A 13,816-nucleotide genomic window follows, 5' to 3' on the forward strand; every position below is an offset into this window, starting at 1 on the left:
ACATATGGGCATCACGAAAGAAGAAGTGAACAGCTACTATCAAAAAGCAGGGATTGTATTAACGGACGAGGAAGTAGACCAAATCCAGCTGATGGATTACGACTTAGGAAAAGAAAGAAAAGTCGGGCTCCAGCTCTTCGTCTACGTCAATACAGACCGTTATTGTTCAAAGGAATTGGTGCTGTTTCCGGGACAGACTTGCCCGGAACACCGCCATCCGCCGGTCGACGGCCAGGAAGGCAAGCAGGAGACCTTCCGTTGCCGCTACGGAAAAGTGTATCTTTACGTAGAAGGAGAAAAAACGCCGCTTCCAAAAGTTCTCCCTCCTCAGGAAGACAGAGAACACTATACGGTCTGGCACGAAATTGAGCTAGAACCGGGCGGGCAATACACGATTCCACCAAACACAAAGCATTGGTTCCAGGCCGGGGAAGAAGGTGCCGTCGTGACGGAAATGTCATCGACGAGTACGGATAAACATGATATCTTTACCGATCCAAGAATATAAGGATGGGCTTAACAGCCCATCCTTTTTGTATTGAAAAAAACAGAATCATCGCTATAATGGGTAAAAAAGGAAAGAGGGCGAGGCAATGTTCACTTGCAAGGTAAATGAGCACATCACCATCCGATTATTGGAGCCGAAGGATGCGGAGCGGCTGGCCGAACTCATTATCCAAAATCAGCAGCGGCTTGGCAAGTGGCTGTTTTTTGCGGAAAATCCAAGCAGCGCTGACACGTACCGAGAAACAATCATTCCAGATTGGCGGCGCCAGTATGCCGACCTGAACGGCATTGAGGCGGGTCTCCTTTATGACGGCAGCCTATGCGGCATGATCAGCCTGCATAACCTTGATCAAGTGAATCGTAAGGCGGAAATCGGATATTGGATTGCCAAAGAATTTGAAGGGAAAGGCATTATTACAGCTGCCTGCCGAAAACTCATTACGTATGCTTTTGAAGAGCTTGAGCTGAATCGTGTGGCGATCTGTGCGGCTGTCGGAAACGAAAAAAGCAGAGCGGTTCCGGAGCGGATCGGGTTTCTAGAGGAAGGAAAGGCACGGGACGGCTTATACGTAAACGGCATGCATCACGACCTCGTCTACTACAGTCTGTTAAAGCGTGAATGGGAAGGCGAAAAATAAAGAGCACACTTTCTTGTTTAAATCTTCCCCGGATGTGGAAAAGTAACAGCGGAGACGTTAAAAAGGAGTGATTCGAGATGAATCAGCAAGACATTAAACAAAAAGTGCTTGATGTTCTAGATCACCATAAAGTAGGTTCGCTCGCAACAGTTCAAAAGGGCAAACCGCATTCCCGCTACATGACTTTTTTCCATGACGGGCTGACGATTTACACACCGACAAGCAAGGAAACTCATAAAGCAGAAGAAATTGAGAACAACCCCAATGTCCACATTTTATTAGGCTATGATTGTGAAGGTTTTGGCGACGCATATGTCGAAGTTGCCGGAAAAGCCAAAATCAACAATTCGGCAGAACTCAAGGACAAAATATGGAGTTCCAAATTAGAGCGCTGGTTTGACGGCAAGGATGATCCGAATCTGGTGATTCTTGAAATTGAACCGGAGGATATCAGATTAATGAATGCCGGGGAGAAAACACCGGTCTCACTCGAACTATAAAAAATTTGTGTTTTCAGGGGCGATATGTTATTATGAATAGCTAGTAAGAAAAATAAGCAAATAAAAAAGAAAGTAAACTTCTTTTTTCTGTTTTGAGAGAGAAGCTTACCGCTTCCCAAGCAGCATAACCAGCTGCCCTTATTCTTTTCCTTCATAACAAATCGCCCCTAACGATGAGATGGAAAAAAGACTTTTTTGTTTTACAATTCACACCGGCGCGGCTTCGGAGCCGCAGTGACGATTGAGAGGTAGGGCTTTCGTTGTCTTGTGTTCAAGAAATTTCCATGGTGTTTACTTTCCAGAATGATTCTTCGGAACAATGCTTTATGAATCTAACCCGCCTGACTTGGTGGATGATATAATCTTTATTTGCGTATAGAAAAGAATAAGACAAACCGCCCGGCGTACGCCGGACGGTTTTTTTATTGCAAAAAACACATCGTACTGAAACCTCCTTGTCTTCTTTCCAGTCTTATCTCTAGGATGAAATTGGAGGAAGAATAACGTGCATGTCATTACAACACAAGTACTTTTTATTTTTTGTTTTTTATTGCTGATTCACTCGATAGAAACCTTAGCCTATGCTACAAGGCTTTCCGGGGCCCGCGTTGGATTTATTGCGTCCGCGCTTTCTCTGTTTAATGTCATGGTCATCGTATCCAGAATGTCGAACATGGTGCAGCAGCCCTTTACTGGGCATTTAATTGATGCTGCTGGAAAAAACGCACTGGCGATTGTAGGGGAGCAGTTCCGCTTTTTAATTTTCGGATCGACAGTCGGCACCATTTTGGGCATTATCCTGCTCCCGTCTTTTGTCGCTCTTTTTTCACGGGCGATTATTCACTTGGCGGGCGGCGGCGGCTCCGTTTTTCAAGTATTCCGAAAGGGATTCTCGAAACAAGGATTCAAAAATGCCCTTTCCTATTTGCGTCTGCCGTCCATTTCATATGTAAAAGGATTTCATATGCGCTTGATTCCGAAGCGTTTGTTTGTCATCAACATGCTGATCACATCGATTTATACGATTGGCGTGCTTTCGGCTTTATACGCAGGCCTTCTGGCGCCGGAGCGCAGCACGACAGCCGTCATGGCTTCGGGTTTGATCAACGGAATTGCGACGATGCTGCTGGCCATTTTTGTTGATCCTAAAGTATCCGTTCTAGCTGATGATGTGGCAAAAGGAAAACGAAGCTATCTCTATTTAAAATGGACCTCTATCACAATGGTCACATCAAGGGTGGCGGGCACACTCCTCGCCCAGCTCATGTTTATTCCGGGGGCCTACTATATCGCGTGGCTGACAAAGTGGTTTTAATAAGAAAGGCTGGATCATAAAGATCCAGCCTTTTTTGCATTCCCTTATTTATATTTCCTTAATCCGCGGTCGTACAAAAAATTTCCGAATGGGACGAAAGCAGCGACGAAGCCGGCAGCTGACCATTTCAGCGGCCATTTGACAGAGAAGGTTGCATAAGCCAAGACAAGCAAATACAAAATGAACAACCCGCCGTGAACCGAACCGACAATTGTCACCGCAAGCGGAAGGCCTGCCCAATATTTAAGCGGCATAGCGATGAACAACAGGATTAAGAGTGACATTCCTTCAATAAAACCCATCGTGCGAAGTCTTCCGATCGGCGTGTGCAGCATAAATCGCCCTCCTTGTGGACACGTTTTCATTTTATACTATAAACAATCCGGAGGGGCATATGACAGCTTTCAAAAAATGTTCGGAAAACATTCATTTTTACATGCCTTTTCTAGGGAACTGTACTTGTCATTTACAAAAATACCCGAGATAATGTGTACAAAATCAAAAAAGAAGGATGTTGAAATGAAACTTGACCAGATTGATCTGAATATCATTGAGGAGCTGAAGAAGGACAGCCGTTTGTCGATGAGGGAATTAGGCAGAAAAATTAAGCTGTCGCCTCCATCTGTGACAGAACGGGTAAGGCAGCTTGAATCGTTTGGCATCATCAAGCAATACACGCTGGAGGTCGACCAGAAAAAACTTGGGCTTCCCGTTTCCTGTATTGTGGAAGCAACCGTTAAAAACGCGGATTACGAGCGGTTCAAAAGCTATATTCAAACATTGCCGAATATTGAATTTTGCTACCGGATTGCAGGTGCAGCCTGCTATATGCTGAAAATCAATGCCGAAAGCCTCGAAGCGGTAGAAGATTTCATTAACAAAACATCGCCCTACGCGCAAACCGTCACTCACGTCATTTTCTCAGAAATTGACACGAAAAACGGGCGCGGTTAGAGAGTGCCGCGTGAAGTCTGTTATAATAACAGGATGAGCGCGAAAGAAAGAGAAGTGATCAAGCATGTCAAAAACAGTTGTATTAGCTGAAAAACCTTCAGTCGGCCGGGATTTAGCCCGGGTGCTGAAGTGCCATAAAAAAGGAAACGGTTATCTCGAAGGCGATCAATATATTGTGACCTGGGCTTTAGGCCATTTGGTGACGCTTGCTGATCCGGAAGGCTACGGAAAAGAATTTCAATCATGGCGCCTAGAGGATCTGCCGATTATTCCAGAACCCTTGAAGCTTGTGGTGATAAAAAAAACCGGAAAGCAGTTCAATGCAGTCAAATCCCAGCTTACCCGTAAAGACGTCAATCAGATTGTCATCGCGACTGACGCAGGCCGGGAAGGTGAGCTTGTTGCGCGCTGGATCATTGAGAAAGCGAATGTCCGAAAACCAATCAAGCGGCTGTGGATTTCATCTGTGACGGATAAAGCGATCAAGGAAGGTTTTCAAAAGCTGCGCAGCGGCAAAGAATATGAAAACCTGTACCATTCTGCCGTCGCCAGAGCGGAAGCGGATTGGATTGTGGGGATCAACGCCACCCGTGCACTTACCACAAAATTCAATGCCCAGCTCTCATGCGGGCGTGTGCAGACTCCGACGCTTGCCATGATTGCAAAGCGTGAGGCAGACATTCAGGCGTTTACGCCCGTTCCGTATTACGGCATCCGTGCTGCAGTCGACGGCATGACGCTGACGTGGCAGGATAAGAAATCAAAGCAGACGAGAACGTTCAATCAAGATGTAACAAGCCGTTTGCTAAAAAATCTCCAAGGAAAGCAAGCGGTCGTAGCTGAGCTGAAAAAAACAGCGAAAAAAAGCTTTGCGCCTGCGCTTTATGATTTAACGGAGCTGCAGCGTGACGCCCACAAGCGCTTCGGTTTTTCTGCTAAAGAAACGCTTTCTGTACTGCAGAAGCTATATGAGCAGCATAAGCTCGTCACATATCCGCGGACGGACTCTAGATTTTTATCCAGTGACATCGTCCCGACGTTAAAAGACCGTCTGGAAGGCATGGAAGTAAAACCGTATGCCCAATATGTCAGCCAAATTAAAAAACGCGGCATTAAATCTCATAAAGGATATGTCAATGACGCGAAGGTGTCAGACCACCACGCGATTATCCCGACCGAAGAGCCGCTCGTTCTCAGCAGTCTGAGTGATAAAGAACGAAAGCTGTATGACCTGATTGCGAAACGTTTCCTGGCTGTATTAATGCCTGCATTCGAATATGAGGAAACAAAGGTCATCGCAGAAATCGGCGGAGAAACCTTTACGGCGAAAGGCAAAACCGTGCAGTCGCAAGGGTGGAAAGCCGTTTATGATATGGCGGATGAGGATGATGAGCAGGAGGATGACAGAGATCAGACACTTCCTGCGCTTCAAAAAGGCGACACACTTGCCGTCCGCACGTTAACGGAAACAAGCGGCCAAACGAAGCCGCCTGCCCGCTTTAATGAAGGAACCTTGCTGTCAGCGATGGAAAACCCAAGCGCGTTTATGCAGGGAGAAGAAAAAGGCCTCGTCAAAACGCTTGGAGAAACAGGCGGCCTCGGCACGGTGGCAACGCGTGCCGACATTATTGAAAAACTGTTCAACAGCTTTTTAATCGAGAAAAAAGGCCAAGATATTTTTATCACATCTAAAGGAAAACAGCTCCTGCAGCTTGTTCCGGAGGATCTGAAATCACCGGCCTTAACAGCAGAATGGGAGCAAAAGCTGTCTGCGATCGCGGCCGGCAAATTGAAATCGGCTGTTTTTATTAAAGATATGAAGGCTTACGCTCACCAAACGGTAAAAGAAATCAAAAACAGCAGCCAAACCTTCCGACATGACAACATTACGGGAACGGCATGTCCGGAATGCGGCAAAATGATGCTGAAAGTAAACGGCAAACGCGGGACGATGCTCGTGTGCCAAGATCGTGAATGCGGAAGCAGAAAAACGATTGCCCGAAAAACAAACGCACGCTGCCCGAACTGCCATAAAAGAATGGAGCTTCGCGGCCAAGGCGAGGGCCAAACCTTTGCGTGTGTGTGCGGTCACCGTGAAAAGCTCTCTGTATTTGAAAAACGAAAAAACAAAGACAAAGCGCGTGCTACCAAACGGGACGTATCCTCTTATATGAAAAAACAAAATAAAGATGAGCCGATTAACAACGCGCTGGCAGAACAGCTGAAAAAACTCGGTTTGGATAAATAATAAAAAAACCTGTGCCTATCGCACAGGTTTTTTATTGGACTTAGGTCCTGTTTTCTTAATGTTCAAAAAGGGGAAAAAAAGCTAGCAATCTGCATTTTTTTCTTTTATAGTAAATGTACTTTGTAACATGGCAGTCATATTTTCGTCTATAACTATTTGTGAGCGTCTGATTTGCTTCAGGCGACAAAGGGGGATTTGCCTGTGAGGCATGTACTAATTGCTGTCATCTTATTCTTCTTATCTATCGGACTTTCCGCAGGGTGTGCTGAAGCTGGAAACAAGACCCAAAATCAGTCGGCGATAGAAGTGAATGCCAGCCCGCTCCAGCCGGCGGAATATTTCATCTATCACAATTTAATGAATGACCAAGGGCTGATCAAAACCGATTTTTCAGACCAGCCTTCTTACTTGTCGGAATCTCTCGGCCTGTGGATGGAGTTTCTGCTCAGCAAAAATGACGCACCGCATTTCCAGGATCAATATCAGCATCTGACTGATTCATTTCTGATGAGCAATCACTTGGTGACGTGGAAGATTCAAAATGGCCAAGCGAGCGGGACGAATGCGCTGATAGATGATATGAGAATTATGCTGTCTCTTGACCAAGCCGCCGCAAAATGGGGCCGCAGCGACTACGCGCAAACGGCTAGGGATATCGGCACGTCTTTGAAGACATACAATATGAACAACGGGTTTTTTACAGACTTTTACGACTCACAGGCCGCTTCAAAGGATGTGACGCTTTCATACGTCATGCCTGATGCCTTAGCTGTCTTAAAGAAGAATGGAATCATAGACGAAGAAACAGAACAGCGGAATGCCAATGTTCTCTATTCAGCTCCTTTAAAAAATGGCTTTCTGCCGAAGACATACAGCTCGGAGACGAAGGAATACACATATGATAGTGAAATCAACCTGATTGATCAGCTTTACGCTGCTTGGCATTTGCCGGAAGGGGATGAAAAAGCATCTGTTTTAGCGGATTGGATCAAGCAGGAATTTCAGAAAAACGGAAAGCTGTACGGGCGGTATTCGGCAGATACGAAGGAGCCTGCCGTCCAATATGAGTCTCCATCCGTATATGCATTAGCCGTATTGTTTTTGACAAAACAGCATGAAAACAGTTCTGTCATCAAAGCCATATATGACAGAATGAATGACTTTGAAATTCATGATCCGGTGAAATCGTATTATGGAGGCTATATGAGCGGCACTCAGACGCATTCATTTGACAATCTGCTGCCGCTGTTAGCCGAAAGGAAGCTTTTTAATGAAAATATCATTCAGTGAATCACAAAAATTATTTGCTTATTTTTCAGGGCTCATCGCGGCCCTGTCTTTGTTTATTTATTATGTGTCAGCCCAGCAATCAGAAGGTGCTCTGATCCTTTGCATCACATTTGGCGTCATCGCCGCAGGCATCTGGTTCGGCCCGATTTACGCGCTGGCAGTGACCTTAATCGTACTCTTTGTTCTCGGCACCTTAATGATGTTTTTCCAGACTGGACAGGCTGCGTTATTTCCGGCTGAGGAAGGGCTGCGAATGCTTGTCGTGTGGGGAATCGCGCTTTTGCTGTTTTCTTTTATTTCTGGAAGAATCCACGATATTACAGCAGAGCTTCGGCGCTCGATTACACGGCTTCAATCCGAAATTAAAAGCTATGTTGCTGTTGACAGAGTGACTGGTTTTGATAACAAGCAAAGGATGAAGCTGGAACTTTCAGAAGAAATCAAGCGGGCGGAGCGCTACGGCAATTCTTTTGTTTTTTTGCTGCTGCATATGCATTATTTCAAAGAGTTTAAGTCTTTGTACGGTGAAAAAGAAACGGACCGCCTCTTCCAATATGTCAGTCAGCAAATCAGGACAAGTGTTCGGGAAACGGATAAGAAATTCCGTCCCTCTGATGAGCGTATCGGGATCGTGCTGACGCACACGCCTGCTGAACATATGCCGGCCGTTCTGACCAAGCTGAAGAAACAATTGGATACATATCAGCTGGAAAATGGAAAGTATGTGTCGCTTACGTTCCACGTTTGCTATTTGCCCTACCGCAACGATATCAAAACAGCTGATCAATTTTTAGAAGAACTGGAAAACGAGATGATGATGAATGAACTATAAAGGAATCACATTGCTATGCGTCATGATGCTTCTAGTTTCAGCTATTGCGTCTTTTCCCGTTTCTGCGCAAGCGAAAGATCAGGATGCCGGCATTCTCATCATCTATTCAACCTTGGATGGCAAAGAGTCGTCACAAGTCAAAATGCTCGATTTGCTTGCGGGCCACTTTACATCCCATGTGACAGTCAAAAAAGATTCAGACGTTGAAGCGTCGGATTTCAAAGGGAAAGACCATGTGATTTATTACGGCCAAACGAAAAGAAAGCTCAGCCAAAAACTGCTGTCTCTTATCAGCGGCGTAAAAAAACCGGTTGTCGCCATTGGCTATAACGCAGGTCAAATCAGCCAATTTTCCGGGCTTTCATTAGCCCGCAAAGAAAATGTGTTTCAGGTTCACAGCAGGTCGGAAAAGGCCGATGTGTCTCTGGAAAGCGGGCTTAACGTGCTGAGTGTATCAGGCCTGAAAGGAACGGCGCTTTACACCTTCAAAGCCGATGACGGCACAACGCATTCTTTTATATGGAAAACAAAAAAAGGGAATGTGTACATTGGATTAACAAATTTGTTAAATGACAATTTGATCGTGGCGAAACAGCTCAGAGAAGCTTTCGGAGAGAAGGCGGGGACGACGTTATTGTATTTGCGTCTCGAGGATATCAGCCCGATGTCTGATGAAAAATTGCTGCTCCAAGCCGGTACATACCTGCATAAGCGGCATATTCCTTTTATCCTGGCGGTCATTCCGGTTTATTTGAATCCGGAAACAGGCGACAAAGTGTATTTGTCTGATCAACCGAAGATGGTCAAGGTGCTGAAGAAGCTGCAAAGCATGGGCGGCAGTATCATTGTTCACGGTTATACTCACGCTTATCGCTACAGTGAAACAGGAGAGGGCTTTGAATTTTGGGATGCAAAGGCGGATCAGCCGATTACATCCGGAAATGCCGAAGATCCCCCGTCCATTTTGGAGAAAGAACAGGACTTCCCGAACGAACAAGCCTATCACAGCTATCTCGAACCATTTCGGGAAAAGGAAGAAACGTATACAAAACAAAAACTGAAGCGTGCCATTGAGGATTTGACATCATCGGGTCTTTACCCGCTGGCGTTTGAAGCGCCGCATTACACGATGTCCGATTATGGCTATCAAATCGCCTCGCAGTATTTTACAAGCATTTTCGGCCAGGTCCAGCTCAGCAGCACAACATGGAAAACATCCGGTGCACCTCCGTTTGTGACTGCTCCTTCGATGTTGCACGGAATGACGCTTTATCCGGAAACGATCGGCTTTGTCGACACATCGAAGCAAAACCCGCTCGGTGAGATGGAGGAGCATATCTCCCAGATGATTGATTTTGAAGGCGGAGTAGCTGGAGGATTTTATCACCCGTACCTTGGGATGAAATATCTGCCGGAGCTGGTTGATCAGATGGAACGCATTCCAGACAGTGAATGGCTTGATTTAAAGAAAACAAAACAAACCGTCAAAACAGACAAAGTGGAAATTCATACAAGCGGTGACGGAACGATTCAGGTGAAAAACGGCGTAAGCGCCATTGACGAGTTTTTCGATCATCATCGCCAAACCCCTCTGGAAAAGGCGTTATGGATTCTCTCCGCTGTTGTGCTCTTATTTGTCATCATGTTTGTCAGTTATACGTTTTACTTGAGAGCCACATTGAAAAAACGAATTTTTAAGGAGAGAAGAAGCCTTGGGTAATACGCTGTTCTTTATCTCGCTAAGTTTAATATGGGTTATGCTTCTCTATCACATGTTCCTCATGCAGGGCGGGTTTCGCCACTATATGACCTTCGAACGGAATATCCCGAAGTGGAGAGAAAATATGAAGGAATTGCCGAAGGTCAGCGTCCTCATCCCGGCGCATAACGAAGAGGTTGTGATTCGGCAGACGCTGAAGGCGATGGTCAACCTTTATTATCCGAAGGACCGGCTGGAGATTATCGTCGTTAATGATAATTCATCAGACCGGACGGGTGATATCGTCAATGAATTTTCCGAGAAATACGATTTCATCAAAATGGTGATTACGAAGCCGCCAAATGCAGGAAAAGGAAAATCCTCTGCACTTAACTCGGGTTTTGCCGAATCGAACGGCGATGTGATCTGTGTGTATGACGCCGACAACACGCCTGAGAAAATGGCCGTGTATTACCTCGTGCTCGGACTGATGAATGACGAAAAGGCAGGCGCCGTGGTAGGGAAATTCCGCGTCATCAATGCGGCAAAGACGCTGCTGACGAGGTTTATTAATATCGAAACGATCTGTTTTCAGTGGATGGCCCAGGGAGGCAGATGGAAGTGGTTCAAAATCGCCACGATCCCAGGCACCAACTTCGCGATCCGCAGAAGCATTATCGAAAAGCTCGGAGGCTGGGATGACAAAGCGCTCGCTGAGGATACTGAGCTGACCATCCGGGTATATAATCTCGGCTATCACATCCGCTTTTTCCCTGCCGCCATCACATGGGAGCAGGAACCGGAAACATGGAAGGTATGGTGGCGCCAGCGCACCCGATGGGCGCGCGGCAATCAATATGTCGTGCTCAAATTTTTGGCGCAGTTTTTTAAGCTGAAACGAAAACGGATTATCTTTGATTTGTTTTATTTTTTCTTTACGTACTTCCTGTTTTTCTTTGGCGTGATCATGTCGAATACGATTTTTGTTGTGAATTTGTTTTATGATTTGCATTTATCGGTTGGATTTTTGGCAATGATTCTCTGGATTTTGGCATTTTTCTTATTTATGACAGAGGTCATGATTACGTTGAGCATTGAAAAAACAGAAATGAACAAGCAAAACTTTTTTATCGTATTTCTCATGTACTTCACATACTCGCAGGCATGGATTGTGCTTGTTATCTACTCTTTATTCGTAGAAATCAAGCACCGTTTATTCAAGCAAGAGGTCAAATGGTACAAGACAGAACGATACAATCAACATAAAAGCGGGTGACCTTTTTGAAACAAATAATGATTTTTCTCACAAGCTTCATGCTGCTGGCGATGACTGGACAAACGGCTCTTGCCAAAGACGTACAGGTCAGCGGTTCGCTCCTCGGGAAAAGCAGCCAAGAACAAGCCAAACAGCAGGTGCTGACCAGCGAGCTGATTACACTGTATGGATCAAAAGACAGCGCAGAGCTGACGTATCAGATCCCGGCAGGCGCTTCTTCAGGCAATCAGCAATTGGTAATCGAATACGAGGCATCAAATCTTTTAATTTCTCCATCATCGTTAACGGCTGTCATTGATGATGAACCGGTCAAGACGTTAAAGCTTGATGGTGATTCCAAACGGAAAACAGTGAAGCTGAATCTGAATAAAAGCCAGTCTGCGCAAGGCTATCACAACGTATCGCTGAAATTCTACGGCGTAATGAAAGAGGGCGTGTGCGTCAGACAGGATACATCAGGCAACTGGATCAAAATTTATCCGGACAGCCGGCTGACACTTGCTGACAGCAGTGAAGCGAAGGGAACGTCGCTGGACCATTATCCGTATCCTTTCGCCCAATCTGGAAATACAGCGGAAGAAACAGCCATCGTCATTCCGGATAACCCAAGTTCAGCAGAAATAGAAGCTGCTGTTAAAACAGAAGGCTATTTGAAAACGGTGGACAGCAGTGTCAGTATTGCGTATGTCACGGAATCTGAACTGAAAAAAATCGATAAGCCGACGATTGTTATCGGCGTGGACAAGCATTGGAACGGCAAAGTGAAAAAACTGTTGAAACAAGCCGGGCTACATGCAAAAGGAGAAAACCTTCTGCTTGCGGAGCGGGTGCTGAAAGCAGAGGGCAAACAGCAGCCGGTTCTGTTTGCGCAAGCGGCGTCCGAGGACGCGCTCACTAAAAAAATCAGCGTGATGACAGATCAGACATATACAGGCCAGCTCAGCGGCGATACACTTTCAATCAGCAAGCTTCAGCAGACTGAAAAAAAAGAAAGCAATAAGCTGACCCTTGAGAATTTTGGAGCGGGTGATATCACAATTGGAGCCGACAAAACATCTTCAGCACATTATTTTTATCCGGCTTCGGCTGTTTTAGATGAAAACCAATCGGCGAAGCTGTCGCTTAAACTGAAAAAGTCTGAAACGATTCAGGCCTCAACGGCTGAAAACGAGTCAGCCTCTCAGGCTGCAGAACTGAAAGTGATGATCAACGGCCAGCCGCACTCGGTCCGGCTTGATGAATTAGGAAAAGAAGATAAAAACGGATTCTATCATGTCACAGTGAAAGTGGACCCTAAGCTGCTGCAAAAAAACCGCTACATTGATATTCAGTTCGTCACGACCGGTTTAAAGGAAAACAACCCTTGTAACACCACTGATGAAGAAAAGTGGGTTTTTATCGATAAAAACAGTACATTATCATACGCCATCAAAGGCATGTCTCCGTCAGCGGATTTTCAAGAGTGGCCGCTGCCTTACGCCGGAAACCAGGATCAAACAACGTTAATCGTGCTTCCTGACACCGTAAGCCAATCGAAGCTAGAGGAGCTTTCTCTCGTAACAGAATCCTTTGGCAGCGAAGCACAGCATTCATATACGGTAAAGAAATCATCTGACGTTACAGCAAAGGATGCGAAAGGACGAAACCTCATTTTCATAGGGGGATCAATCAATTTTCTCTTCTGAAGGAGAAATCATCAGATCTGCTTGTGCCGCAGGAAAAGAACGGCTCGTTTGATGTATCTAGTTTCGAGATGCTAAATGAGACGACAAAACAAGTGGTATTTACCCAAGCATCGGTTTGGGATTCACGCTATACAATGGCTGTCTTTGCACCGTCAAAAGGAGATGGCACGGCTGTCACAAAAGAGATCATTAGTTATCTGAACAGCAACGATGAGTCGGCAACCGTCCTTAATGAAACAAATAGCCAGCAGGTGTTTACAAACCACCAGCAGCTCAAATCGGAAACAAACAGTTCCGATGCAGAACAACCAACACAGGATCATAGCCAGAAATGGATGTATATTGGTGTGCTGGCACTCATTATGGTGATTGCGGCAGTGTTCATTTGGATTGCCGTAAGACGCAGAAAAAGAAAGACAGATACAGAATAAAACAGAGGCGATTTTAGCCTCTGTTTTTTATTTTTGGTAAGTAAATTCCATTTGTGGAACCTGTCATTTTATTTTTTTCTCTCAGCCAATAAGCCTCTTTACAACGTGCGGGAACGGGAGTATGATCTCTTTTAGAAAACAAATCGCTTAATCTGAAATCAGAGCGGGGGACCCAATAGAACGGCTTTTTGCCGTTGGGGTGAATCCTTTTTAGGTAGGGCTAACTCTCATATGCCCGAATCCGTCAGCTAACCTCGTAAGCGTTCGTGAGAGGAGATGAATGAAACCTGTGTTCGATGTTATGGCACAGGGGCATCCGTTTGCCTCTGTGTTTTTTGTTGTTCATTTTTGAATGCAAATCGCATACAGAGACATCATAGCAGAAAGGACTATCATCAACATGTGAGAGCAAGACACTGATGTTTTATTGTTTTAATTGAA

The 13,816-nt window shown here is 45.5% G+C and carries 11 protein-coding genes, 1 pseudogene and 1 riboswitch; of the genes and pseudogenes, 11 read left to right on the top strand and 1 reads right to left on the bottom strand.

What is annotated here, in order from left to right:
- Positions 1–4 precede the first annotated feature (4 nt).
- From lyxE to amj, 4 genes are all read left to right on the top strand, one after another.
- Positions 5–508, top strand: a complete 504-nt coding sequence (lyxE, locus tag NST79_RS02460) for a D-lyxose ketol-isomerase (RefSeq protein ID WP_212060400.1) — start codon at positions 5–7, stop codon at positions 506–508.
- Positions 509–593: 85 nt separating this feature from the next.
- Positions 594–1,145: a GNAT family protein gene (locus tag NST79_RS02465; RefSeq protein WP_003246691.1), complete on the top strand. Its 552-nt coding sequence runs from the start codon at positions 594–596 to the stop codon at positions 1,143–1,145.
- 77 nt (positions 1,146–1,222) lie between these two features.
- On the top strand, positions 1,223–1,645 hold the full coding sequence (locus NST79_RS02470; RefSeq protein ID WP_003234396.1) for a pyridoxamine 5'-phosphate oxidase family protein: 423 nt from the start codon (positions 1,223–1,225) through the stop codon (positions 1,643–1,645).
- A gap of 505 nt (positions 1,646–2,150) precedes the next feature.
- Positions 2,151–2,960, top strand: a complete 810-nt coding sequence (gene amj, locus NST79_RS02475) for a lipid II flippase Amj (RefSeq protein WP_032722918.1) — start codon at positions 2,151–2,153, stop codon at positions 2,958–2,960.
- A gap of 44 nt (positions 2,961–3,004) precedes the next feature.
- Here amj and NST79_RS02480 read toward each other — a convergent pair whose 3' ends face one another.
- Positions 3,005–3,295, bottom strand: coding sequence for a DUF3817 domain-containing protein (locus tag NST79_RS02480; RefSeq protein ID WP_015252794.1), 291 nt, complete (start codon positions 3,293–3,295; stop codon positions 3,005–3,007).
- A 184-nt stretch (positions 3,296–3,479) separates the two neighbouring features.
- Between NST79_RS02480 and lrpC the strand changes: the two genes are divergently transcribed.
- From lrpC to NST79_RS02515, 7 genes and pseudogenes are all read left to right on the top strand, one after another.
- A complete protein-coding gene (gene lrpC / locus NST79_RS02485) occupies positions 3,480–3,914 on the top strand; it encodes a transcriptional regulator LrpC (protein ID WP_003246585.1) in 435 nt (144 codons plus the stop codon).
- Positions 3,915–3,978: 64 nt separating this feature from the next.
- The gene (locus NST79_RS02490; protein ID WP_029317313.1) at positions 3,979–6,162 is read left to right on the top strand and encodes a DNA topoisomerase III; all 2,184 of its coding nucleotides are present in this window, start codon (positions 3,979–3,981) and stop codon (positions 6,160–6,162) included.
- 201 nt (positions 6,163–6,363) lie between these two features.
- Entirely contained in the window at positions 6,364–7,452 is a 1,089-nt protein-coding gene (locus NST79_RS02495; RefSeq protein ID WP_015252792.1) for a hypothetical protein, read from the top strand.
- On the top strand, positions 7,433–8,284 hold the full coding sequence (gene epsK, locus NST79_RS02500) for a cyclic-di-GMP receptor EpsK (RefSeq protein WP_033883717.1): 852 nt from the start codon (positions 7,433–7,435) through the stop codon (positions 8,282–8,284). The genes NST79_RS02495 and epsK overlap by 20 nt, the downstream gene beginning before the upstream one ends.
- A 10-nt stretch (positions 8,285–8,294) precedes the next feature.
- Positions 8,295–10,004 carry a DUF2334 domain-containing protein gene (locus NST79_RS02505; RefSeq protein WP_212060430.1) on the top strand — a complete coding sequence of 570 codons (1,710 nt, stop codon included), beginning with the start codon at positions 8,295–8,297 and terminating at the stop codon, positions 10,002–10,004.
- Positions 9,997–11,259: a glycosyltransferase family 2 protein gene (locus NST79_RS02510; protein WP_014475851.1), complete on the top strand. Its 1,263-nt coding sequence runs from the start codon at positions 9,997–9,999 to the stop codon at positions 11,257–11,259. Before NST79_RS02505 ends, NST79_RS02510 begins: the two co-directional genes overlap by 8 nt.
- Before the next feature lie 5 nt (positions 11,260–11,264).
- Positions 11,265–13,375 (top strand): annotated as a pseudogene (locus NST79_RS02515) (cellulose biosynthesis cyclic di-GMP-binding regulatory protein BcsB).
- Positions 13,376–13,509: 134 nt separating this feature from the next.
- Positions 13,510–13,653, top strand: a riboswitch (cyclic di-AMP (ydaO/yuaA leader).
- The last annotated feature ends 163 nt before the right edge of the window (positions 13,654–13,816 follow it).

This window comes from Bacillus sp. PS196 (genome assembly GCF_037963555.1).
GTDB lineage: Bacteria > Bacillota > Bacilli > Bacillales > Bacillaceae > Bacillus > Bacillus subtilis.